Raw genomic sequence first — 23,193 nt, forward strand, 5'->3', positions numbered from 1 at the left:
TTTTGTATGGATCATCCTGTCATGATATCCTCCTTCGGATATCGGATTTTCTCTTTGTCCGGTCTCGACAGCGAGAATGCAAGCGTCAGCGGCCCGAGTTTTCCGATGAACATGACGATGATGATGACGCTCTTCCCTAAGTCTGTAAGAGATCCGGTAATCCCCATCGACAGGCCGACCGTGCCGAATGCAGAGACGATTTCAAAAAGGATCGGCAAGAATTCGGCGCTTTTTTCACTGATGTTCATCACGAACAGTGCGCTGAACACGAGGAATACACTCATCATCGATACAGCAAGGGCTTTGAAGATATGAAACTCACTGATTGTTCGGCGGAACAGCCGGATTTCACGTTTTTCTTTTAAAAACGCAAAGACACTCAGCGATATGACAATGAAGGTTGTAAGCTTGATGCCCCCTCCTGTGGAGGCGCTCCCCGCCCCGATGAACATAAGGAGGATCGTCAGGAAGATCGTATCCCGCTCCATGACTCCATAGTCAAGCGTATTGAATCCGGCGGTCCGCGGTGTCACAGCTGAAAAATAAGCCGCCTGCACTTTATCGAACAGCGACAGATTCGCGAGCGTGTGGGGATTGTTGTATTCAAGAATGAAGAGAATGATCATCGCTGCCGTGTTGATGATCAGCGTACCCCACAACATGATTTTAGTGTGAAGAGACAACTTTTTCAGCGATCTCTTTTTATAAAGATCGACCAGAACAGTGAACCCGATACCGCCGATGATGAATAACAGCGAAATCACAAGATTCACGACCGGGTTCCCCGCGTATCCCATCAGACTGTCCGCCCAGATGGAGAATCCTGCGTTGTTAAATGCAGAGATGGAGTGGAACACACTGACGTAAAGTCCCCTGCCCCATCCATATTCCGGCACCCACTGTGTCGCCAGCAGGACGACGGCGGCCGCCTCCACAGTAAAAGAAAAGTAAAATAAATATTTCACGAGTTTAATGACGCCGCCGACCGAAGTCTGATTTAACGCCTGCTGAATCAGCAGTCTCTCCTTGAAGCCGATTTTCTTGCCGATCATCATGAAGATCAGGACGGCAAACGACATGATCCCGAGCCCGCCGATCTGGATCAGGCACATGATGATGACTTCACCGAACGTGGTAAACACACTGCCCGTGTCCACAACAATCAGCCCGGTGACGGTCATGGCTGAAACCGATGTGAACAGTGCGTCGAGCATCGAAATGCCCTCCTCTGTCGCAAACGGCAGCTTCAAGAGGAACATCCCGAGGATACTGAAAAAAATGAACGTGACCACCAGCAGCTGCGGCGGGGTCCAGGGAGTGATCTTCCCCTTCATCTTTTATACACCTTCTTTTTCAAAGCGATTGATATCGCGGTTATGACCAATCACAATCAGGAGGTCCTCCTTTTGGATGACTTCATCCGCGGACGGCGAGACGATGACCTCGTCACCGCGGTGGATGGCGATGATATTGCAGCCGTACTTCGCGCGAACATCCAGCTCGATCAGATTCTTCCCGGCGACCTTCCTGGTTGCTAGCACTTCGACGATACTATGTTCTTTCGATACTTCGATATAATCGATGATTTTCTCAGACGTGATGTGATGGGCGATCCTTCTCGCCATATCTCGTTCCGGATGAATGACCTTATCCGCGCCGATGCGATCCAGCACTTTCTGATGGTAAGCATTCGATGCCTTGACCCACACCTCTTTGACGCCGATTTCCTTCAGCTGGAGCGTCGTCAGGATACTCGCCTCGATATTTTCACCAAATGAAACGATGACATGGTCAAAATTTCTAAGTCCAAGTGACTTCAGCACCGATTCATCCATCGCATTCGCCTGCACGGCATGTGTCGCAATATCCTGGAACTTCTGGACGACTTCGTGGTGGATATCGATCGCAAGCACCTCCACATTGAGCGCTGCCAGCTCCTGTACAAGATTTCCCCCGAACCGGCCCAAACCGATGACTGCAAATTGCTTCTTCATGATGTACACCCTCCAAAACCTTTTTATTAGCTTAACCAATTGATGTTATTCAACTCCGCTCCGAACAGAACAGCGGCAATCGAACTTAAAAAACAGCACAAAAAGACCACAAGGAATACACCCTGTGGTCATCATTTTTTGATCACGAGTATCATCCTCTCCCATTACGCTTACGAGGTTAGCTGACGGATTCGGGCGATGGAAGTAGCCCTACCTCAAGCCGCAAACAAGGATTCTCCTTTCAGCATGGGCGCACCGGCCTATGCCTTTCAGATCAAGAACCTTGCAGCGATGTGGATTCACCCCTGTGACTCGGGTCCCCCGCTTCAAATTGAATTAAGCGATAAAGAATATTTGTTTGATGTTAGTTATCATACTCCCCGTACCGTGAGTTGTAAATATGTTTTTTGTAAAAATTTCTGCCCTTCAATTGGAAGGGATTTTTCATACACCGGGAGGTTTCCAATTCATTTTTATGGGGAAAAGCCTACATAAGTAATGCTAGATAAGTACCAGAAGGGAAGTAGGAAAATGGCTGATCTTTCAACGATCATTTCTAACGATACAAATAAAAACAATCAAAGCTCGTCTGACATCAAGCCCTGGATACGTGGGTTTGCACGGGTAGGATATATCGCAAGGGGCAGTGTTTACCTGATGATCGGGGCGCTCGCACTGATGGCCGCGTTCGGGGCAGGCGGAAGCATGTCCGATTCCAGCGGGGCGTTCAGTGCGGTTGCCCAGGCTCCGTTCGGTGAGGTACTTCTGTGGATCGTCGGATTCGGGATCATCGGCATCGTCATGTGGAGCTTCATCGAAGCAGTCAAAGACCCCGGACATTCCGACGGTTTGATGAAATCGGCATTCAGGAGGCTCACCCATGTCATCAGCGGAATCATCTACAGTGCACTTTCATACAATGCATTCATGATCGCGATGCATGCCAAGAGCGGATCGGGCTCCGGGTCCAAACAATCCATCTCTGCTAAGCTTTTATCACAGCCGTTCGGTCAGTGGATCGTCGGCATCGTCGGCGCCATCATCATCGGCTTCGCCCTTCATGAAATGTACATCGCAGTAACCGGAAAGTTTACAAAGCATTTCAAGCGGCATGAAATGTCCGACAAAGAGTGGAAATTAGGCAGGAACGCCGGAAGAATGGGATTATTCTCGCGTGGATTCGTCTTCCTATTTGTCGGTTATTTCTTCATCAAGACGGCCATCACCGCAGACCCCGATAAAACAAAAGGACTCGACGGCGCCCTCTCAAAAATCGCCCAGCAGCCATACGGCCAGTGGATACTGGCCGTGGTCGCGGCCGGATTGTTCCTTTACGGGGTGTATCAGATTTTAAAGGGGAAGAACCGGCATTTGAGTATGTATTGATAATATGGATTTTCACACAAAACAGAGCCCGGGCTTTCCCGGCTCTGTTTCTTTTTGTTCAAAATATAGTACAATGTGAAAGGAATTAAAACACACCGGATTAATAGACCATGATGAAGGACTGAGGCAATTGGACTGGCTGGCACTTACGATAAAAGAAATCATCGAGAATCACCTCAGCGGAAGTGCTGTCCTGATCGCCTTATTCAGCGTAGGGGTGAACATTGTCATCAGTGTTGCCGGCTTCCTGCCCAGTTTTTTCATCACGGCCTTGAATATTTCATATTTCGGCCTCGAAACCGGAATCCTCCTTTCTATCATCGGCGAATCCCTCGGTGCCGTCGTGAGTTTTGTCCTTTATCGGAAAGGGATGTCGGTGGCGAAATTCGATAAAATATTGGAAAACAGCTATTTTTTAAAACTCAAGCAGGCAGAAGGAAAGGAATGGATCTTCCTCCTTTTTGTCTTTCGGATCTTCCCTTTTGTCCCTTCAGGGGTCGTGACGGTCGCCGCTGCATTCAGCAGTATCTCGGCTGCCGCTTTCACCGTGGTAAGCACCGCTGGGAAAATACCGGCACTCCTGCTTGAAGCTCTGATCGTTGTAAATGTGATCGAATCATCGAGGGGAACATGGATCCTGCTGGGGGCGGCAGCATTGCTGGGGCTCGGTTATGCCGCTGTCCGGTATGGACGTTTGAGCGGAAGAAATGGATAATCGGCCGGACCCAGCTTAGGTGCGGCCGATTTTTTGTGTTGGTGGAGTGTACCTGGTACACGAAGGCGACCGGTCCTGCGCCAGGCACAAAGCGGGTGATTTGTGCCTGGCACCCAATTAATAGATCTTGCCCTGTAATCGAATAAAACACGCCCCCCTCTTTTCATCCTCCAAACGTTTCCCCCTCAGACCTCACCCTTTTAAAATCAGCAGCTTTTAACTCGTCCTTTTTCTCCACAGCTTCCCCATTATATTTCTCCCTGAACTTTTTATAAAAATGGGAGTGGCCAGACGTTGCACGCACATATCCCTCGATCATAAGAGCGACGGCGAACATGGCGCTCGCAAAGAAGAGAATCGGAGTGAGCGGCACCCACGGGGCACCCTGCAGGTAGCGGAACGAGTCCCCGATCAGACCAGACCATTCATTGGTGCTGGACATCGGTGGATTCGGGACGAAGGAATAATCGACGTCCGTCCCGCCGACGAAGAGCTTCAGCAGTCCGAGGTGGATGAAGATGATCAGTGTCTGCATGATCTGCTGACCGAAAAGGACGACCAGCTTGTCCTTCAATGACGGGAGAATATGTTTGAAGATGATCCTGAATTTACTTGCTCCCAGTACTTTCGCGCTGAGGATGAATTCTTCCTTGTACACCATCGTTACTTCATTTCCAAGCAGTGACGAAAGGATTGGAACGATGAGGAGAGTCAGGATCAGGATTTCAATGATGAACCGTTCCGTCATCGTTGTGGGAAAACCATTGAACGGCTCCCATAAAATCGGATGCAGCAGGAAATAAGCGATGATGGACAACGGGATATAATGAAACGAATCGATCGTCCCGTTGATCGATTTTTTAAACCTTTGCAGATAGGTGCCGAGGACAAGTGCAATCGGCAGGGAAATGACGACTCTCAGGAAGGCGATGATGAAGGAAAGGATCAGCGTGTATTTCGCGCCGATGAGAATCTTCCCTAACATATCCAGGCCAAGCGGATCGGTGCCGAACGGATAATTCCATTTTGGCGAGATCGGCGCCGACTCCACCGGGAATCCATTTTCAGAAATAAAATAAAGCCGCCTTACCTCATCATCCCAGAGGATGGTATAGAGAAAGCTCGCCAGGATCAGCAGAAACAAATACAAAAAGCCGCTGAGGAACATCGGATTCTTCCATATACTTCGTTTCATCATAATTCCTCCCCTCTGTTTGCCTTACGGGACAGCACGAACTCCCCGATGTTGTAAAAAAGGAAAAGAGGGATGAAGATGCTGAATAAAGCGAGCGTGAATAATGTCGGCTGCAGCGTCGACATAAGGAACCGGGTGATGCCCGGAATATTGAACAGCAGCTCGACGACGAATAGATTCGACAGCATGAACCAGACCGTTTTCTTCGACTGAAAGAATACGGAAATGACAGCATTCCGCAGGATATGTACGATCAAGATAAAGAATTTTCCCAACCCGATTGATTTGGCAAGCTGCACGTAATCCTTCTTCTCTTCCTTCTCGAACGTCATAATCGTCAAACGGTACAGCTGGATGGACGGCAGGATGGCAAGCACCAGGATCGGGAGCAGATAAATCTTTTCCTCATAAGTGGCGGCAATCCCCACGACGACCTGTCCGGATTGTTTATAGTAAGCAAGAATGGCAAGCTGCAGAATCAGGATGATGAGAAGATCGGGCAGTGATTCCAGAAGATAGAACCCGAATTTGATAGACTGTCTGATTTTCTCCGAGAACATCATGGTGAGGATCGTGAGGATGACGGCCATAAGCATGGCCAGAAAGAAGGACGAAAACAAGACGGTCAGTGAATACTGGATCGGCTCCCACAAAAACGGGAACAAATCGCGCTCTTTCTGCCCGCCGATCACTTTATATGTAAGCTCGGATGGGTGGATGATGGCATACAGAATCTCTTGGATTGTCGTCCAATAGGCGTGCCAGTGCACCTCCTTGGCAGCAAGTCCGGAAATGAGCACCGGCAGGCCGCCCATCAAGATGATCCCGGCTGCAGATAAAATAAAATTTTTGATTATATGTAGCAGTTTCATTGCAAGCCTCCCTATTAACTCTACTATTAGTAAAATTATACCAAAAAATAGATTGATTGGAAGGAAAAATAAATAAGGCAGGCCGCCTGATGAGGCTGCCTGCCCGTTTTATTTTACACTGAACAGTTGTTGGGACCTGTCTCCATACTCTGCTTTTCTTCAGGATCGGGGTGGACTTTCCCCATATTCGTCTTCCGGATTTCTTCGTGGCTGTTTGGCTGCTCAGGGAGATTATCCGTGACCATATGCCGGAATTCCCCTGCATCATCCACATTCAGCTTTTTATTTTTTTCATAGAGAGCGTTCAATTTATCCGACACACTTCCGTCCTCATTCAACTCGCTCATCTCACCAAAGTGGGACGGAAGGACGGTCAAGTCACCCGCCAGATTCTTGTAGCGGTCGTACAATGTTTCCCTCAGGTCTTCCACCCAGTCTTCAGCCTTCCCGGCAAGGTCCGGCCGGCCGATTGATTCGACAAACAGGATATCACCGGTGAGCAGGAATTCATCGTTCACGATGAGGCTCGTACTGCCGATCGTGTGGCCCGGTGAATAGAATGCCTTGAGAGCCGCCGCACCTGCTTTAATTTCGTCGCCGTCCTTCAGCGGATTGTACTCGAATTCCACCCCTTCATCATCTTTATCGGGAAAATAGTATTCGGCATCGTACTGCTTGGCAATTTCACGCCCTCCTGAAATATGGTCGGCATGAAGATGCGTATCGATGACTGCTTTGATTTTCAGACCCTGTTCCTCAACGAAGTCTGTGTAAAAATGCGTCATGCGGTTGGGATCGACGATGACCGCTTCCCCGTCAGATTCGATGATATAGGATAAGCATCCTTTCCCGAGACGGACAAATTGATAGAGTGCCCCGCCTTCCCCGGGCAGCTTGCTGATCTTGACCGGTTCGAGATGCTCGCTCCAGCCGTTCATCCCATCGACCACATGGGTTATTTCAGAGACGCCTGCTTCCTTCAGGATCTCCACTCCGTCCTGTGATGAAATCCCTTTCGCACACACGACATAAATCGGTCCTTTATCCGGCAGCTTCTCCTTCGCTTTTCCGGGATCCTGTTTGATTTCCTTCAAAGGGATATTCATGGTGGTGACAGACTTTCCTTCAATCTTCCAGTTTTCATAATCGTCTTCCCCGCGGACGTCCAGGATAAAGACTTCTTCATTTTTCATGATTTTTTTGACTAGATCTTTTACTTCAAGTGGTTGAAGTGACATGGTTGTAATCTCCTCCCAATGATATGTTTATATTTCATATATACCCTGTTCCGTATTTACCAAACGTAAGATTGGAATGGAAAAACGATTCTTTTGACAGATGTGATAGTGTATTGTATCGTAATTGAATCCCGACTATTTCAATGTGCTTTAACATGAAATTGTTCCGGCCGCTTATTAAGGAATGTGCGGAATGCTCTAAATAGAAGATTCTTATGTAATCCATTGGGGAAAACTATCATATAAAGGAGGAATTTTATGAAAGCGATATGGAAGGGATACCTCGAAACATCCCTTATTTTAAAAATCACCGTGGCTCTCGTGCTCGGTGTGATCGCCGGGCTCATTTTCGGAAAAGATGCGTCCGTCCTCACACCGCTCGGCGACGTCCTGCTCAGGCTCCTTAAGTTCGTCATCCTGCCGCTGATCCTGTTTACGCTGATTGTCGGGGTCAACCAGACAAACGTGAGCAGTCTCGGCCGCATGGGTGGAAAAATGTTCTTATACTATGTTCTTACTTCTGCACTGGCAATCATCGTCGGCATTGCCGTCGCCAGTCTGTTCAACCCGGGGACCGGGATGACGCTCGATACGGACGAATCGTTCAAAGTACCTGAAAACCCGGGACTCGTGAGTGTCTTATTGAATATCGTCCCGGAAAACATCGTGACTGCTTTTTCAGAGTTCAACCTTCTGGGGATCATCTTCACCGCCCTCACCTTTGGGATTGCGATCTCGTGGCTGCGGTCGAGTGAACAGTTTCATGAAATGGGTGAACATGTGTACAAGCTCGCTGAAGGATTGAATGAAGCAGTGCTTGTGATCATGAAAGCCGTTCTGCAATACGTTCCGATCGGGATTTTTGCCATCATGGCAAATACGGTCGGGAATCAAGGCTTGGACACACTCGTATCGCTGGGCAATATGGTTCTCGTCCTTTACGCTGCGATAGCCGTTCAGATTGGTCTTTATATCCTGTTCATGATCTTCTTCAAGATCAGTCCGGGTAGATTTTTTAAACAGGCACGCACTCCAATGATCACTGCGTTTGTCACGCAAAGCAGCTCAGGGACGCTTCCGCTGACGCTGGATGCTGCGAAAAACCTTGGCTTGTCAAAAAGTCTATACGGCTTCAGCCTTCCGCTCGGGGCAACGATCAATATGGACGGGGCAGCGATACGCATTGCGGTCTCCGCCGTATTCGCGGCGAATGTAATAGGTGAACCGCTGACGCTGACCGAGATGCTTGTCGTCGTGTTGATCGGGACACTCGCATCGATCGGGACTGCCGGGGTTCCGGGCGCCGGTATCGTCATGATCGCCACGGTCTTTGCACAGCTCGGCCTGCCGATGGAAACCGTGGCGCTGTTGACGGCCATCGACGCTCTTGTCGGCATGGGGGCAACGGCCCTGAATGTGACAGGTGACCTTGTCGGGACCGCGATCATTGATAAGACAGAGAAAAAAGAAGACCGTTCCGCTTAAGTAAATGTAAAAAAGCTTGCAGAAATTGATTCTGCAAGCTTTTTTTATGAAACATGATGACGTTCCCAGCCTGAATCCTGATCGGCGAACAGGATCCCGAGTTCGTGGTGATCCCCTTCGTACAGAGCACCCTGTTCAAACCGGTTTTCCCCGTTCGTGCCAAGGACCTCGAGTTTGCAGTAGGCACCGTTTTTCTGAAGGGCTTCATAGAATCCCCTTTCCGTATTCACGTCTGTTCCGTTCACTTTTAAAATGATTTCCCCGATACTGAGTGAAAGCTTTTCGGCCGGTGTCCCAGGGAGGATTCCGAGGATCATGACGCCTTTCGACTGCCTTTTGTAATAATAAGGCTTGGAATCTTCCGCAGATCGGTGGCGATATATGAGCCAGGCGCGGCCCAGGATCGCGATCACTCCTGCTGCGACTGAAAACATCGGTGCCCAGAAGCCCGTGACGGCAAGTGTCAGGATGAAGGCTCCGAGCCAGAATACATGAGAGCCCATTTGCTTGATGGCGACCTCAGGCAGAGTACTTTTCACAAGCTGCTGAAAACCGAGCAGGAATGGGACGCATAGCAGCGAATAACTCTCTGTGCCGAGTGTGAACACCGGCCACCAGTCGAATGGCAGTGTCAGATTGCCTGTCGGAAGCAGCACGAACATTGGCACCAGCCAAAGCTTCTTGCTTTTGTGGACCCCGACTTTCAGTCCCCTCTCACTTTTGATCAGGCGCGGGGAAGTATGTTTCCATCCGTTAAGTTTGATTAGGATCCCTTCAATAAGGGTAAGAACCCCCGCTAGGACCATGACCGAACTGAGAAGCCCTAGATTCAAATCTTCCAAATACGTATGTACAAAAGGTATTTCCAAGTCAAAATAATGGACCGTTACAAGAAGGAAATAAGAAAATCCGGTAGTGATCGCTGCAGACACAAGATGAAAATTCCTTGTGAGTGCAAAGAGCACACTCAAAGCACCAATGAGCGTCAGGGCAAACACCGGGATGACCAGCCCCGCTCCTATGGTGACCAATGAAAATACCAGCCCGACTGCGATTCCATACGATAAAAGGACACGCAAATCATGATATCCATCCAGAAGCCGCGTATGAAAATCCCTTCGTTCCCTTTTCACGCGAAAATAACCCGTCATAATTGCCAGCAGCACCGATAAAAATAATACCGGATGCAGAATGAATTTACCCAAAGCCTTCAAGACGTCCAGTAACCAAACCTCGACCAATGAAACGTCACCCCCTCTTTTAAACTGTTATCTATTATTTTATCAAAATCCCCCTCCAAAACCTATTGCAATTTTATTCCGATTCTATTACATCCGGAAATCCAAGCGGGGAATTTCCCGGATATATGCAAGACCTTCGGTTATTTCGACAGCAAACCCGATATTTTCCCGGGAAATGATGTCGGAATTTCACCCCTATGTAAAATTGGCCGGAAAGAGAAACCTCTTCCGGCTTTAACATTTTATTGAAGATACTGAGCCCAAAATTGTTTAAATACGACAAACGCAAACCCCAGATAACCAAATAGGAAATCTTCCTCCATTTCTGAATAATACATGGCTTCCCTCCTTTACGCGCGTTCCCCAAGCCAATCTTTCAGATGTTGGGAAATGCTGTTTTTTATCAAGCTTGCATGCCCGCCTTCCACCAGTTCCAGGTGCTTGTCTCGGCTGGAAATGATATTCATCAGCGGGGACGAAATATCGGCAGGGACCATCTGATCATATCGTGATGAAATCATGTATACATTAGAAGTGATATTCTTCAAATCGACCGTTTCCCCGCCAAGCTCGAAGCCTCCATTCAAAAGGACATTCCTTTTCACAAAGTACTCGGTTATATCCAGTGCGAAAGCTCCTGTCATCGGGATATGGTCGTTGGTCCACTGATTGAAACGATACCAATAATAGGCATGCCCCGGATCATAGGATTTCGTCAACAGGGACAGATAGGGTGAAAAATAGACCGGGGAAGTCAACAGACGCATTCCTGCTTTCATTACGTGAGCCGGTATCGTCCCGCTCTGTTCAATCAGCAGTCTGAAATCCAGCTCCCCGCTTTTCAGCGCTTCGATCCATTCGCTGAATTCCGGCACCGACTGAAAATCGACCGGTGTGACGAAAAGGAGCAGGTTTTTCACGATGTCCGGCCGCAGGGAGGCATAGATGGCTGCAAGTGTCCCCCCAAGACAGAAACCTGCAAGGGACATCGTGGCTTGTCCGCTGTGCACCAGCATCTGTTTTATCGCCTGATCAATGTACTGAAACAAGTATTCTTCGAGACCAATGGAACGGTCCTCCTGCGACGGTTCTCCGAATTCAAAAAGGTATACATCATATCCTTCCTCGAGGAACCCTCCGACCATGCTGTAATCCTTAGTCAAATCGAGAATGCTCGGTTTGTTGATCGGTGAATACAGCAAGAACATCGGGATCTTGCCGTTGGGTTCTTCCTGCCGGTAGTGCCAGAGCGTGCATGTCCCCTTTTTCCAGATAGCCTCCCTAGGGAAGTTCGGTTTCCATTCCTCATTCATTGAGATCGTATTGAAAAATCCTTTCCACCGCTCTATTTCTTTTAGTAAGTCCAGATTATCTTCCATTCGCTTCACCCCCCTTGGCTGACATGTCCAATCAGCATTCTTTGATTGAGAAATTCGACAAACAGCAGCACAAAAGTCATGAGTTGAAGAATACTCATGATCGTTTCCATCACCGTGTTGTATGCTTCAATGACTTCACTCTGATTGATCTCGGCTTTGATTGCCTGATTAATCTCAAACTCTGCACGGGTCCCGGCGAGCTTTAATTCTCTATACCATTCATCCATCCTTCATTTCTCCTTTTATGCCAGGGCGGATATTCCACCGTCCACGATTAAAATATGGCCGTTCACATACTGAGAAGCAGCTGATGAGAGAAAAACAGCAATCCCGCGCAGATCTTCCCCTTCACCGAATCGTTGCGCTGGGATATGCTGCATGATCGCATTCCCCTGCTCTGCAAAAAGCTGTTTGGTGATTTTAGTAGGGAAGAAGCCCGGCGCAATCGCATTCACCTGGATATTATGAGAGGCAAGTTTAACGGCAAGATCCTTTGTAAGCGTGATGACCGCACCTTTACTAGCATTGTAAGGAACGGTGTCCATCAACCTTGGATCCGTCCCCCCAAAACCTGACACCGATGCGATATTGATGATCTTTCCCGACTTCTGCTTCACCATCACCTTCGCCGCTTCCTGCGAAAACAGGAACGTCCCCTTCACATTCACATCCATGACCTTGTCCCATTTATCAGCAGGCACATCCAAAAACGGACCCGCCCACGAAGTCCCGCTGTTATTGATCAAAATATCAATCCTGCCGAACTCTTTCATAGTTTCTTCTATTATATGCACGACATCTTCTTTGTTCGTGACGTCACAGGAGAAGGCAAGAGACCTGACACCCAGTGCAGTCAGGGAATCCCGCACTTCTTCGCAGGCTGCCAGATTCCTAGAGCACACTACAACATGCGCACCCGCTTCACCCAGGCCAAGCGCCATCTCTTTCCCGAGGCCCCTTCCACCTCCCGTCACAACCGCCACTTTTCCTTTTATATCAAACATGTATTTGCCTCCTTTCTATTAAAATTGTTTCACTCTATATAATAGATTTTGGTTGAGAAATAGTGCATGGATTCATGTGGGATTGGTAGAATTGATTGATTTGCCTGTTGATGGTGGGTGGTTGGGGGTGAGTTGGGGGTGCCTGGCTCGATTCGGTGGTTTTGAGCCTGGCTCATTTTGTACCAGGTACAATCGGCTGGCAGTATACCTGGTACAATCAAAGCTCCCTGTACCTGGTACACACAAAACACACAAAAAAGAACGCCTCCCCAAAGGAAGGCAATCATTCCAATTTACTATTCCGACCCTCTAGCTGCCTGCGCCTTTGCGATGCGGTTTACGTATTCGATGGCGGCTTGGAGCTGGAGGTCGTTCTTTTCGTTTTGGATCTGTTGGTAGATTTCGGCCTGCAGGTGTTCGGCTGTTTTGCTGTCGATGATGCCGTTAGAGTCGAGGCCCTGCTGGATTTGGAATTCCTTGACGGCCTGTTCTGTTTTTTTGCTGTAGTAGCCGTCGGAGCGGTCGAGCATGAATCCGAGGCCTTTCAGCATTTCCTGTGCATTTTTCACCTGCTCGTTGTTCATTTCGGGCTTCAGCGGTTTTTCGATTTGAAGCGGGTGGGCGTAGTAGTAAGCCGGCTGCTTCACTGCGACGTCAGGTCTGATCCCTTTTTTGTGAATCCAGTTTCCGTTCGGTGTGAGCCATTTGTACATCGTCAGCTTGATGTTGCTGCCGTCTCCCATCGGAACGGCCTGCTGAACGGTTCCTTTTCCGAAGCTCTTGGTCCCGATAAGCGGGTAGCCTTCCGTTTCCTTGAGTGCCCCGGCAAGGATTTCGGAGGCGGATGCGCTCCCTTCATCGATGAGGACGACGACCGGGTAGGCTTTCTTTTCTTTTTTATCAGAGAAGGATTTCATGACTTCGCCGTTTCGTTCCTGGATTTGGATATAAGGCTTCTTCCCTGTGACGAACTCCTGAAGGATCTGTTCGACGCTGGATAACAGTCCGCCCGGGTTGCCGCGAACGTCGATGACAAGTCCCTTCACCTTATCCTTTTCGAGTTCTGCCAGCTGCTTCTTGAAGTCTGCGGCGGTGTTTTCAGAGAAGGTGGTGATCTGGATATAGCCTGTTTTGGTTCCGTTCACTTTTTTCACATCCGAGTGGACGGTTTCAACCGGGATCTCGTCGCGTTTGACGGAGACTTCGATCGGTTCGGAGACGCCTTCCCTCAGCAATTCCAATTTCACTTCGGTTCCTTTTTTTCCTCTTATCTTAAGAGTCGCCTCATATAGATCGAGGCCGTCGATGCTGCTGCCGTCGATTTTGACAATGCGGTCATTCGGCTTCAGCCCAGCTTCTTCTGCAGGTGAATTTTTAAAAGGGGCAACGATGACCAGTTTCCCGTCCATCATCGTGACCTCCGCCCCGATCCCTTCGAAGGAAGAGTCGAGCGCATCGTTGAACTGTGAAGCCGTCTCGGCGTTCATGTAGACCGAGTAGGGATCATTCAGGGTTTTCAGCATTCCCTGGATGGCCCCTTCCACTAGTTCCCCTTTATTCACGTCCTGAAAAAATTTCTCGCTGATGAGGTCATAGGCCACTTCCACTTTGTGGAGTTTGTCAGCGACATCCCCGTTACCGCTGTACTCTGTGAGCTCGTTCCCTGAATTGCCGAAATCAAACAGGGTGAATCCGCCGTACATTCCGCCTGCCCCGATCAGCATGCTGATCAAGATTGTGATGATAAGCTTTCTGCCTTTCAACTCCATATTTCCCCCTCCAACTTGTTGTCATGGCTGATACGAAAAGCGCCGGCATGCGCGAGGGATGGTTTGTCCTTTTATCAGCCGCGGGCTGACTGCCTGTCCGGGGCAAACACATCCTAAAAACCTTGATCGAGCCGGACACTCACCATTTTTTTATTAAAAAAGACACCGCACAAAAACGCGCGATACCGCGGTGCGATGTCTTTGCTTATTAAACTATATGCCGGAGGGGGACGGGTTATGATACGTCAGCCGTTCACAACCCGTTTTGCCTGAACATTTTTCAAATGGGAGGAAATCATGCTGCCCCATTTCTCGAATTCGACCAGAAACCCGTCATGGCCGAAAGCTGTGGAAACGAAATAATGCCTCCCTGCACGCACCCGGTTCGTAAAACGTTCCATGTATTCAGGGGAGTAGATGAGGTCGCCCTCATAACTGATGGTGATCAGCTCGGTAGGATAGTGTTCCGCGATGTCATCGAGCGTGCAGCCGCGCCCCCTGCTCAAGTCATGCGAGTTCATGGCTTTCAGGAGGGTGAGGTAGCTGTTCGGATCGAATCGCGATGCAAGCTTCCTGCCCTGGTAGTTCAAATAGCTTTCCACTTGAAAACCGGACTGCGCTTCTTCACGCTTGAAACGGTCGTCGAAAAGGAGCGGCGTCCTGTATGTGACCATGCCGGCCATCCTCGCAATCTCCAAACCTTTTATATGAGCGCCTTCGGGGTAATGACCGTTTTGAAAATCGGGATCCGATTCGATCGCCTGGATGCCGATATGATTGAAGGCAATGCCGTAGTCGCTGAGAGTCGGTGTGACGGCAAGGGCAAACACTTTATCGACGAAGGATGGGAACATCATACCCCATTCGAGTGCCTGCATCCCGCCGAGTGAACCGCCGATGACGGCGTGAACGTGCGGGATGTTCAGTTCCTTCAACGCCAGGTATTGAGCTTTCACCATGTCCCTGACGGTGACGGCCGGAAACTCCCGGCCATACCGCCTGCCGGTCGGCGGATCGATTGATGCGGGACCGGTGCTGCCGTCGTTGCCGCCAAGGACATTGAATGAAAGAATCGTATATTCATCGGTATCCAGGTACGAACCCGGGCCGATGAGTCCGTCCCACCAGCCATTGTTGCCCGGCGTCCCTTTTACAATATGATTCCCTGTAAGGGCGTGGCAGATGAGGATGACCGGGCCGTTTGCTGATCCTGTTTTTTCATAGGCAAGCTCGACCCCCTTCAGGGTCTCCCCGCTTTCAAGCGTCAGGGTTGGGATCGTAATGGAGTTGACTTCGTATCGGGCCGCTCGGGTGTGGGGATTCTCCATTCCGCCGCCTCCTTTTTTCAGTAATGGAGGGAGACGGCTTTTCGGGCCGGATCTCCCTTTTAAAAAAATTGATTATACCGGTGACGCGGCAAGTGCCGCTTCGATTGCGTGATCCAGGTCCTCGATAAGATCCTTTGCTGATTCCAGACCGACTGACAATCTCACCAATTCTTCGGTTACGCCGGTTGAGCGCAGCTCCTGTTCGTTCAGCTGCTGGTGGGTCGTCGAAGCCGGATGGATGATAAGCGATTTGGCATCGCCAACGTTCGCCACATGTGACCAGAGCGTGATGTTGTCGACCACTTTCCGGCCTGAGTCCCTGCCGCCTTTAATACCGAAGACGACGATCGAACCGGCTCCTTTTTTCAGGTATTTCTGTGTCAGTGAGTGGGAAGGGTGCTGGGCGAGGCCCGGATACGATACCCATGCCACTCCGCTGTGCTGATCGAGATGCTCGGCGATTTTCTGTGCGTTTTCCGTGTGTCTTTCGATTCGGAGATGCAATGTTTCAAGCCCCTGCAGCAGCAGGAATGCGTTCTGAGGGCTCAGGCATGCACCGAAATCACGCAGCAGCTGAACACGGAGCTTGGTGATGAAGGCTGCTTCGCCGACATCGATGCCAAAACGGATTCCGTTATAGCTCGGATCTTCTTCCACGAAGCCCGGGAATTTCTTATTGTTCCAATCAAATTTTCCACCATCAACCACAAGTCCGCCGATCGCCGTACCGTGGCCCCCGATCCATTTTGTGGCTGAATGGATGACGATGTCTGCGCCCCATTCAATCGGCTTCGTCAGATACGGTGTAGCGAAGGTATTGTCGATGATGAGCGGGATTTCATTGTCATGCGCGACTTTCGCCACCGCTTCAATGTCCAGTACGTGAAGGCTTGGATTCCCGATCGTTTCGGCAAAAACAGCCTTCGTCTTCGGCGTGATCGCATTGCGGAAGTTTTCGGGATCTGTAGGGTCGACGAAATGCACCTTGATGCCGTATTTCGGAAGCGTCGTGGAGAACAGGTTGTACGTGCCTCCGTAAAGATTAGTCGCAGCGACGATTTCATCCCCGGCACCTGCGATATTCAGGATGGACAGCGAGATTGCGGCCATTCCGGAAGAAACGCCGAGTGCACCGATTCCACCTTCTAAAAGGGCGATCCGTTTTTCAAGGACGTCCACCGTCGGATTCATGATACGGGAGTAGATATTCCCTTCTTCCTCGAGTCCGAATAATTTCGCAGCATGCTCGCTGTTGTCGAAAACGTACGATGTTGTCTGGTAGATCGGGACAGCGCGTGAACCTGTCGTTGGGTCCGGTGCCTGGCCTCCGTGCAGTAATACTGTTTCGATATCGAATTGTTTTGTCATTGTGAATTCCTCCCTGGGTTTGGTTTTTGGATTTCATTGGCTAATTCGGTTTTAGGGTATTGGTTGCGGTGGACGCTGCCGGTTTCGTTTCAGCTGGTACTTTCAGCTGGCTTGACCGGGCCGGCCATCCTTCTAGGAGTGTTGAAAGAAGAGGAAAATGAAAAACCCCCTTCCTAAGAAGAGGGTCTAATTTAATAGGGTCCTCCTCTTATCTTTCAGACTTTCGTCTGCAGGAATTAGCACCTTTTCATGCAGCTGCGTGTCGTTCGCAGGCATGAAGGTTGCCGGGCTTCATCGGGCCTAGTCCCTCCGCCTCTCTGGATAAGAGCGATTTAGTTGTTTTTTAAGTAGTGCGTTGAGATGAATTATAAAGGCTGATTGTTTCATCGTCAAGGGTATTTTCTGATTTTTTTTATTATTTTGGTATTTCGATTGTTTTGTCTTGATTTGTTTTATTTGGATAGGGTTCGTTATACCGCAGTGGATTTCCGTGCATGATTTCGCTTTCCGCGGGCGAGCGGCGAGCCTCCTCGGAGCTGCGCTCCTGCGGGGTCTCCCCAGCTTCGCTTTTCCCGCAGGAGTCTACATCATGCACTCCAATCAACTGCTGGAATCGGTAGGATCTTGTGTCCAGCTTTAAAAAAACAAAAAATTCACCTGGCGATGTTGATACCTAATTACCCTTAAAAATCATCAATTAATTTACCCAACAGATTTTTCGATTGCTTCGTTGAATTGGGCCACGATGTCTTCGGCGTCTTCTATTCCGAGGGAGATGCGGACGACGTGGGTGTTGATGCCGAGTTTTTGCTGGGCTTCTTTGGGCAGGGCACGGTGGGAGGTGCCGAGCGGGTAGGAGACGGTGGTTTCTACTCCTGCCAGGGTCGGCACGATCTTGATCCAGCCGAGCGATTTGAAAAATGTGCTGATGTTGCAGGACGCGTCGAGTTCGATGGTGACGATGGCACCGTGTCCTTTTTCGGAGAGATTGTCCGGATAGTACACGTGCTTGATATGCTGGTTCGATCGTAAGTTGTCTGCCAGGATGCCGGAATTACGGGCCTGGGCTTCCATCCTGAGGCCGAGTGTCTTTGCTCCCCTTGCCGTGAGCCATGCTTCGAACGGGCTTAAGTTGGAACCCATGTTTACCACTTTTTCCCGTGCTTTTTTTACCAGCTCTTCCTTTCCTGTCACCACGCCTGCGGTGATGTCGCTGTGGCCGCCGATGTATTTGGTGGCGCTGTGGGCCACCAGATCTACACCTTCAAGATACGGCTGGCGAAGGTATGGTGTGGCGAAGGTGTTGTCGATGATCGTTTTGAGGTTATGTTTTTCAGCAAGTTCGACGAGCTGCTGGATATCCTCCACTCTCATGAACGGGTTGGTGACCGTTTCACTGTAGAGCAATTTGGTCCGGGGCGTTATGGCCTGTTCAATTTCCTCTCGGCTCGTGAAATCGACGAATGTCGTTTCAATTCCGAAGCCTTTCAGCTCTTCTTTCAGCATATGGAAGGTGCCTCCGTACAGGTCTTCCGCTGCGATGATGTGGTCGCCTGACTGGACGACGGCAAGCACGGCGGCAAGGATCGCCGACAAACCGGATGACGTGGCGACACCGGCCGGGGCCCCCTCGAGGGCAGCGACCATCCCGCCGAGCTCGTCCGTATTCGGATTTCCCGTCCGTGTATAAAGATAAGGGGATTTCCCTTCATAGAATCCTTCAAGTTCCTCCAACGATTTGAATGAAAACGCCGAAGTCTGGTAGATCGGTGTGGTTTTGCTGCGGATTTCTTCGGTGCCTTTCAGCTGGCTATGTACGACTTTCGTTGTGAATTTCATGTGTGTCATCCTTCCTCTTTGCGGTTGGTATTTTAAAGAGTGTACCATATTCAGAAGATTCGGAGGAAGAGAAATGTTTCGGGTAACGTATTATTTTTTATGGAAATTCAGATGTTAACAAATAAAAAACACCTGCCGCCGATGCAGCAGATGCTCCTCATTCTTATACTTTTTCGATACAAGCAATCAATCGCTCTTCAATATCCAGCGCGATATTTTTCAATTCTTCATTATCGACCAGTTCAATCAGCTTGCTCGGCTTCGCCATTCCGACTTTGGTCGTGCCGTTTTCAGTATAGATGCTGATCTTGCAAGGCAGGAAGTAGCTGACGAGCATGCTCTGCTCCAGTACTTTCTTCGCTTCCTTCGGATTGCATACTTCAAGGATGACCACTTCTTCGTTAAAATCGAGGCCTTTTTCCTCAAGCTTGCCGGCAAGATCCAGATTCCAAAGGACGCCGAAGCTTTCTTCCTTCAGTGCTGCCTCCACCTTTTCAGACGCTTCCTTCACAGACATAGATACTTCTTTTGTGTAGTGAAACATTCAAGATTCCTCCTTCGATTTCTATCCAAGCATAGTTTCTGCAAGATCATCGATTGCATACTTTGTTATATACCTCAAGGCGTATATAGTTAAACGCGGGGACGGGTCTTTATCTCGCTAAAGGCCCGTCCCTCAGTGGATTAACACCTCAGTCCATTCCGGAGACCATTTCAGCCATCATGTCTTCGTTCATCGGGCCGACGATTTTGTGCTGGATCAGCCCTTTGGTGTCGACCATATAGGTGGTCGGGATGGTGAAGGCCCGGTATTCTTCGCCGATTGCCCCGTCCACGTCAAGCGGGATCGGGAATGTGAGTTCATAGCCATCCGCGAATTCCTGGACTTTGTCCTTGCCGTCATCCATGCTGGTGAGGTTCACGGCGAGGATCTCGACGTTTTCCTTTTCAGCATTTTTTTCGTAGTACTTCTGCATATGCGGCATTTCCGCCTTACAAGGCGGGCACCATGTCGCCCAGAAGTTGAGGATCACTTTTTTGCCCTTGTAATCGGAAAGCTTTACTTTCTCGCCGTTCAGCGTCGTAAGTTCGAAATCCGGGGCACTTGCGCCTTTTGAAAGTCCTTCTTCAGCGGCCGCATTGGAAAGGTCCATCGATTCCTTGGCTAGCTGCGCTGCTTCTTCCTTTTCTTTCTTTTCCTGTTGATCCTGAAATAGGTTCACCAGGAAGATCCCGACCAGGAGTGCCACGATGGCCAAAGCAAAGTTACGTTTATTCACTGGATTTTCCTCCTTGTTTTATAAGTAGCAAAAGCAGAACGGCGGAAACCATGATGTAGGTCAAAAGGTGCGTACCGATTTCAAAGCCGCCGAATGCATTCAATAACAACTGGGCCAGGGTGAATATGGTCAGAATTTGAATCGACCAAATCCGCTTATCCTCCCCGCCGATTTTTTTCAGTAAAAAGAAAAACAGAATCAGGTTAACCGCCAGCTGAAGACCGCCTGTCATATAAGACCCGTGCAGGAAGTCGAACACGCCTTCATATACAAGCACGGTCAACATCCAGGCAGCGGCCGCATGATAAGGATTTTCTTTTTTAACAAATGTATAAATCAAAACAACGGCGATGCCTAGCCAATATCCGAATGTTCCTCCATGAAAATAAAGGATCGTGAGCGGATGCTTGATGACCGTTTGGAAGTCTACGATGATGATGCTCAGTTTCCAGGTCAGGATGAAATAAAAGACGGCGTTCGAATACCAGTCGCCCGCTTTTCTGTTCCAGAAAAAGAGGAACAGGAAGGTCAGAAGGAACGAGGCTATGATCGCTGCCCATGAACCGGGGAACGTGAATGCGCCAATGTTATACCATTGTTGGTTCATGATGATTCTCCTTTTTATCATGTGGACGGATTCCGAGGCGCACTTCGAATACGTGATGCTCCCCGTCACTATAAAGGGTCAGTGATCCTCCGTGAGACTCCACGATTTCCTTCGATATCGCCAGGCCAAGTCCCGCTCCACCGGTCATGGTCGAACGGGATGGATCGACCCGGTAGAACCGTTCAAAAATAAGATCTTTTTCTTCTGCGGGAATCTCTTTTCCTTGATGAGAAAATTGTACGACATAATCATGACCTTGCACAAATCCTTTTACCGACAGCTTCTTTCCGACGTCATAGTCGGCGATATTCTGAAGCAGATTGTTGAATACCTGCTGAAGGCCGTCACTGTCCCCTTGAAGGGAACAAGGAACGAGATCCGTCTCCACTTCGATTCCTTTTTGCATGAATTTCAGTTGAAAGGCCGTGAGCCTTCTTTTTAACAGTTCATGAATGTGAAGCACTTCCTGATTATGACCCGTATCGGCAGTCCACTGGTTGATATGTACAAGCTGTTCTAAGAGCCGCTCGATGCGACCGGATTCTTCCTGGAGGGAGCGGTAAATTTCCCTGTCCCCTTCTATGATTCCTTTTTCAAGCCCTTCGAGGTAGCCGGTCAGATTGGTGAGCGGCGTCCTAAGCTCATGCGACAGGTCGCGGAGCAGTCGGTTTTGCCTCGCCTTCACATGTGCCGTCGTCTCCGAAAGCTCATTGAACGCTTCACTCAGCTCCTTCACTTCATAGATAAGAGGCTGCTTCAACCGCTCCGGATTCCCTCCCTTTTTCAGGACTTGAGTGGCTTCCGTCAGCTTCTTCAATGGGTTGGTGAGCCATTTTATAAAAAAGAAATGAAATCCCCCGGCCAGGATGAACGCGAGCAGACTCACTTTGATCAGATAGTCATTCAGCAGACTTTCAAGGTTCGAGCCTGTGATCTGCTGCTGATTCACGAGATTGCAGGCATAATTTTTCACGGTGAATCCGGCAATCAGGATGACGGCCCCAATGATGATCGTGTTCAGAAACGTGAGCTGGGTCAGGAGACTGCCCGGTTTTCTGCGGTTATCCATTGAATTTATACCCCATTCCCCTTACCGTTTCAATAAAATTCATGCTCGTACACGCCTGGAGTTTTTGCCGGAGGTGCCGGATGTGAACATCGATCGTCCGTTCCGAAACCACTTTTTCGTGGAGTTCATACAGGGTGTCGAGGATTTGCTGACGTGAGATGATCTGTCCCGGATGCTTCATGAGAAGGTGCAGAATCCTGAATTCGAAACCAGTGAGATCTATGGGATTCCCCTTATATGACACTACACCTTTTTTGGCTTTGAGTACAAGACCGTTCCGGCTCAGCTTTTGACAGCGGTCGGATGTCCTGCGGAGGACCGTTTCGACCCGGGTTACAAGCTCGCTCGGACTGAAGGGCTTTGTGACGTAGTCATCCGCCCCTGTCTTCAACCCCGTTATCCGGTCGAATTCACTTGTTTTCGCCGTCACCATGATGATGCCGATATCGCTTTTTTCCTCCTCGCGAATCCAGGTGCACAGCTCTTCACCCTGGATCTTCGGCAGCATCAAGTCGAGGATCGCAAAGCAGGGATCGCACTCCTTAAACAGACGCTTCCCTTCTTCTCCGTCCTCTGCCTCGAATACTTCATAGCCTTCTTTTTCAAGAAAAATCCTGATCAGTTTCCTGATCTTAGCATCATCCTCCACGACAAGGATGCTCTTATTCTGAACGTTCACGACAATTTCCTCCTATGTTGAAAACAAACTGAACACAGACAGATAAGCAGAAATCTGCTGCATCTTACCGCTGAAAACAAGCAGCCCCATCGCAACCATCAGGGCCCCGTTGAACTTCGCAAGCTTCGGCAGGATCCTGTTCACCTTTTTCATCACGGTGAATGTCTTCGTAATCATCAGTGAAATGATCAGGAACGGAAGCGCGAGTCCCAGTGAATACACGATGAGGAGCAGTATTCCCTGCGTCAGGGTCGAGCTGGCCCCGGCAAGCAGCAGGATTGATGATAACGTGATGCCGACGCACGGGGACCATCCGCTCGCAAATGCCATTCCAAGCATAACGGAACCGAAGGCGGTCCCTTTTTTCTTCACCTCAAACTGCTTTCCGCCCTTCATCAGGAAGGAAAACGAAATCCAGCCCATCATCTGCAGGCCGAAGACGATAATGAGGATCCCGGCGATCTGTTCTATGTATAATCTGTATTCCGAAAATAACCCTCCGAGCAGGCTTGCGGAAGCCCCCATCAGAATGAAGATGAAAGAAAAACCGGCGATGAAACCGAATGACCGGATAAACACCACTTTCCTCTCCACCTGAATCCTTCCTCCCTCCGCCTGGCCGCCTGTCAAATGACTCACATAAGCCGGCAAGAGCGGAAACACACAAGGCGAGAAAAACGACAGCGCCCCTGCTGCGAGCGCAAACCAAATTGATACTTCTACCATACATTGTTCACTCCTTTTA

The 23,193-nt window shown here is 49.4% G+C and carries 22 protein-coding genes and 2 riboswitches; of the genes, 3 read left to right on the forward strand and 19 right to left on the reverse strand.

The features are described 5' to 3' along the window. Positions 1-11: 11 nt before the first annotated feature. Together ACKA06_RS05310 and ACKA06_RS05315 are read right to left on the reverse strand one after the other, a co-directional pair. Positions 12-1,334, reverse strand: coding sequence for a TrkH family potassium uptake protein (locus ACKA06_RS05310; RefSeq protein ID WP_411159144.1), 1,323 nt, complete (start codon positions 1,332-1,334; stop codon positions 12-14). A 3-nt stretch (positions 1,335-1,337) separates the two neighbouring features. Then, a complete protein-coding gene (locus ACKA06_RS05315) occupies positions 1,338-1,994 on the reverse strand; it encodes a potassium channel family protein (RefSeq protein ID WP_032086677.1) in 657 nt (218 codons plus the stop codon). A 151-nt stretch (positions 1,995-2,145) separates the two neighbouring features. After that, positions 2,146-2,347: riboswitch (cyclic di-AMP (ydaO/yuaA leader) on the reverse strand. 178 nt (positions 2,348-2,525) lie between these two features. Here ACKA06_RS05315 and ACKA06_RS05320 point away from each other — a divergent pair. Together ACKA06_RS05320 and ACKA06_RS05325 are read left to right on the forward strand one after the other, a co-directional pair. Then, positions 2,526-3,380: a DUF1206 domain-containing protein gene (locus ACKA06_RS05320; protein WP_082921461.1), complete on the forward strand. Its 855-nt coding sequence runs from the start codon at positions 2,526-2,528 to the stop codon at positions 3,378-3,380. Between the two features lie 130 nt (positions 3,381-3,510). Further along, the gene (locus ACKA06_RS05325; protein WP_411159145.1) at positions 3,511-4,095 is read left to right on the forward strand and encodes a VTT domain-containing protein; all 585 of its coding nucleotides are present in this window, start codon (positions 3,511-3,513) and stop codon (positions 4,093-4,095) included. 163 nt (positions 4,096-4,258) lie between these two features. Here ACKA06_RS05325 and ACKA06_RS05330 read toward each other — a convergent pair whose 3' ends face one another. From ACKA06_RS05330 to ACKA06_RS05340, 3 genes are all read right to left on the reverse strand, one after another. Further along, entirely contained in the window at positions 4,259-5,290 is a 1,032-nt protein-coding gene (locus ACKA06_RS05330) for an ABC transporter permease (protein WP_411159146.1), read from the reverse strand. After that, positions 5,290-6,162, reverse strand: a complete 873-nt coding sequence (locus ACKA06_RS05335; RefSeq protein ID WP_411159147.1) for an ABC transporter permease subunit — start codon at positions 6,160-6,162, stop codon at positions 5,290-5,292. The genes ACKA06_RS05330 and ACKA06_RS05335 overlap by 1 nt, the downstream gene beginning before the upstream one ends. 113 nt (positions 6,163-6,275) lie before the next feature. Further along, positions 6,276-7,400 carry an MBL fold metallo-hydrolase gene (locus tag ACKA06_RS05340; protein WP_411159148.1) on the reverse strand — a complete coding sequence of 375 codons (1,125 nt, stop codon included), beginning with the start codon at positions 7,398-7,400 and terminating at the stop codon, positions 6,276-6,278. Positions 7,401-7,658: 258 nt separating this feature from the next. Here ACKA06_RS05340 and ACKA06_RS05345 point away from each other — a divergent pair, with 258 nt between their 5' ends. Next, positions 7,659-8,885, forward strand: coding sequence for a dicarboxylate/amino acid:cation symporter (locus ACKA06_RS05345; RefSeq protein ID WP_411159149.1), 1,227 nt, complete (start codon positions 7,659-7,661; stop codon positions 8,883-8,885). A gap of 44 nt (positions 8,886-8,929) precedes the next feature. On the opposite strand, the gene ACKA06_RS05350 is transcribed toward ACKA06_RS05345, so the two are convergent. From ACKA06_RS05350 to ACKA06_RS05415, 14 genes are all read right to left on the reverse strand, one after another. Beyond that, positions 8,930-10,126 carry a PDZ domain-containing protein gene (locus ACKA06_RS05350; RefSeq protein ID WP_411159150.1) on the reverse strand — a complete coding sequence of 399 codons (1,197 nt, stop codon included), beginning with the start codon at positions 10,124-10,126 and terminating at the stop codon, positions 8,930-8,932. 350 nt (positions 10,127-10,476) lie between these two features. Further along, complete coding sequence (locus ACKA06_RS05355; protein ID WP_411159151.1) at positions 10,477-11,505, reverse strand: alpha/beta fold hydrolase; 1,029 nt, start codon at positions 11,503-11,505, stop codon at positions 10,477-10,479. Positions 11,506-11,510: 5 nt separating this feature from the next. After that, positions 11,511-11,732 carry a hypothetical protein gene (locus ACKA06_RS05360; protein WP_198258005.1) on the reverse strand — a complete coding sequence of 74 codons (222 nt, stop codon included), beginning with the start codon at positions 11,730-11,732 and terminating at the stop codon, positions 11,511-11,513. 15 nt (positions 11,733-11,747) lie between these two features. Continuing rightward, positions 11,748-12,509 carry an SDR family oxidoreductase gene (locus tag ACKA06_RS05365; protein ID WP_411159152.1) on the reverse strand — a complete coding sequence of 254 codons (762 nt, stop codon included), beginning with the start codon at positions 12,507-12,509 and terminating at the stop codon, positions 11,748-11,750. 296 nt (positions 12,510-12,805) lie between these two features. Then, complete coding sequence (locus tag ACKA06_RS05370) at positions 12,806-14,272, reverse strand: S41 family peptidase (RefSeq protein WP_456153943.1); 1,467 nt, start codon at positions 14,270-14,272, stop codon at positions 12,806-12,808. Between the two features lie 251 nt (positions 14,273-14,523). Further along, positions 14,524-15,606, reverse strand: coding sequence for a homoserine O-acetyltransferase MetX (gene metX / locus ACKA06_RS05375; RefSeq protein WP_411159153.1), 1,083 nt, complete (start codon positions 15,604-15,606; stop codon positions 14,524-14,526). Between the two features lie 72 nt (positions 15,607-15,678). Next, positions 15,679-16,974 carry an O-acetylhomoserine aminocarboxypropyltransferase/cysteine synthase family protein gene (locus ACKA06_RS05380; RefSeq protein ID WP_411159154.1) on the reverse strand — a complete coding sequence of 432 codons (1,296 nt, stop codon included), beginning with the start codon at positions 16,972-16,974 and terminating at the stop codon, positions 15,679-15,681. Between the two features lie 205 nt (positions 16,975-17,179). Next, a riboswitch (SAM riboswitch) is annotated at positions 17,180-17,302 on the reverse strand. A gap of 374 nt (positions 17,303-17,676) precedes the next feature. Beyond that, positions 17,677-18,813 carry a trans-sulfuration enzyme family protein gene (locus ACKA06_RS05385; protein WP_411159155.1) on the reverse strand — a complete coding sequence of 379 codons (1,137 nt, stop codon included), beginning with the start codon at positions 18,811-18,813 and terminating at the stop codon, positions 17,677-17,679. Positions 18,814-18,976: 163 nt separating this feature from the next. Then, entirely contained in the window at positions 18,977-19,357 is a 381-nt protein-coding gene (locus ACKA06_RS05390) for a DUF302 domain-containing protein (protein ID WP_411159156.1), read from the reverse strand. 148 nt (positions 19,358-19,505) lie between these two features. Continuing rightward, on the reverse strand, positions 19,506-20,093 hold the full coding sequence (locus ACKA06_RS05395) for a redoxin domain-containing protein (RefSeq protein ID WP_058299582.1): 588 nt from the start codon (positions 20,091-20,093) through the stop codon (positions 19,506-19,508). After that, complete coding sequence (locus ACKA06_RS05400; protein ID WP_411159157.1) at positions 20,086-20,700, reverse strand: hypothetical protein; 615 nt, start codon at positions 20,698-20,700, stop codon at positions 20,086-20,088. Before ACKA06_RS05400 ends, ACKA06_RS05395 begins: the two co-directional genes overlap by 8 nt. Beyond that, the gene (locus ACKA06_RS05405; protein WP_411159158.1) at positions 20,681-21,769 is read right to left on the reverse strand and encodes a HAMP domain-containing sensor histidine kinase; all 1,089 of its coding nucleotides are present in this window, start codon (positions 21,767-21,769) and stop codon (positions 20,681-20,683) included. Before ACKA06_RS05405 ends, ACKA06_RS05400 begins: the two co-directional genes overlap by 20 nt. Continuing rightward, a complete protein-coding gene (locus ACKA06_RS05410) occupies positions 21,762-22,448 on the reverse strand; it encodes a response regulator transcription factor (protein WP_411159159.1) in 687 nt (228 codons plus the stop codon). The genes ACKA06_RS05405 and ACKA06_RS05410 overlap by 8 nt, the downstream gene beginning before the upstream one ends. A 12-nt stretch (positions 22,449-22,460) precedes the next feature. Continuing rightward, positions 22,461-23,174, reverse strand: coding sequence for a cytochrome c biogenesis CcdA family protein (locus ACKA06_RS05415; RefSeq protein ID WP_058299578.1), 714 nt, complete (start codon positions 23,172-23,174; stop codon positions 22,461-22,463). Positions 23,175-23,193: the final 19 nt, after the last annotated feature.

The sequence above is a fragment of the Rossellomorea oryzaecorticis genome (genome assembly GCF_045897515.1).
In the GTDB taxonomy this organism is placed as follows: Bacteria; Bacillota; Bacilli; order Bacillales; family Bacillaceae_B; genus Rossellomorea; species Rossellomorea enclensis.

Excerpts from the sequence above, each read along its gene's own strand:
- ACKA06_RS05310 (WP_411159144.1), bottom strand. The coding sequence starts at position 1,334 with ATGAAGGGGAAGATCACTCCCTGGACCCCGCCGCAGCTGCTGGTGGTC.
- ACKA06_RS05315 (WP_032086677.1), bottom strand. The coding sequence starts at position 1,994 with ATGAAGAAGCAATTTGCAGTCATCGGTTTGGGCCGGTTCGGGGGAAAT.
- ACKA06_RS05320 (WP_082921461.1), top strand. The coding sequence starts at position 2,526 with ATGGCTGATCTTTCAACGATCATTTCTAACGATACAAATAAAAACAAT.
- ACKA06_RS05330 (WP_411159146.1), bottom strand. The coding sequence starts at position 5,290 with ATGAAACGAAGTATATGGAAGAATCCGATGTTCCTCAGCGGCTTTTTG.
- ACKA06_RS05335 (WP_411159147.1), bottom strand. The coding sequence starts at position 6,162 with ATGAAACTGCTACATATAATCAAAAATTTTATTTTATCTGCAGCCGGG.
- ACKA06_RS05340 (WP_411159148.1), bottom strand. The coding sequence starts at position 7,400 with ATGTCACTTCAACCACTTGAAGTAAAAGATCTAGTCAAAAAAATCATG.
- ACKA06_RS05345 (WP_411159149.1), top strand. The coding sequence starts at position 7,659 with ATGAAAGCGATATGGAAGGGATACCTCGAAACATCCCTTATTTTAAAA.
- ACKA06_RS05355 (WP_411159151.1), bottom strand. The coding sequence starts at position 11,505 with ATGGAAGATAATCTGGACTTACTAAAAGAAATAGAGCGGTGGAAAGGA.
- ACKA06_RS05360 (WP_198258005.1), bottom strand. The coding sequence starts at position 11,732 with ATGGATGAATGGTATAGAGAATTAAAGCTCGCCGGGACCCGTGCAGAG.
- ACKA06_RS05365 (WP_411159152.1), bottom strand. The coding sequence starts at position 12,509 with ATGTTTGATATAAAAGGAAAAGTGGCGGTTGTGACGGGAGGTGGAAGG.
- metX (WP_411159153.1), bottom strand. The coding sequence starts at position 15,606 with ATGGAGAATCCCCACACCCGAGCGGCCCGATACGAAGTCAACTCCATT.
- ACKA06_RS05380 (WP_411159154.1), bottom strand. The coding sequence starts at position 16,974 with ATGACAAAACAATTCGATATCGAAACAGTATTACTGCACGGAGGCCAG.
- ACKA06_RS05385 (WP_411159155.1), bottom strand. The coding sequence starts at position 18,813 with ATGAAATTCACAACGAAAGTCGTACATAGCCAGCTGAAAGGCACCGAA.
- ACKA06_RS05390 (WP_411159156.1), bottom strand. The coding sequence starts at position 19,357 with ATGTTTCACTACACAAAAGAAGTATCTATGTCTGTGAAGGAAGCGTCT.
- ACKA06_RS05400 (WP_411159157.1), bottom strand. The coding sequence starts at position 20,700 with ATGAACCAACAATGGTATAACATTGGCGCATTCACGTTCCCCGGTTCA.
- ACKA06_RS05405 (WP_411159158.1), bottom strand. The coding sequence starts at position 21,769 with ATGGATAACCGCAGAAAACCGGGCAGTCTCCTGACCCAGCTCACGTTT.
- ACKA06_RS05415 (WP_058299578.1), bottom strand. The coding sequence starts at position 23,174 with ATGGTAGAAGTATCAATTTGGTTTGCGCTCGCAGCAGGGGCGCTGTCG.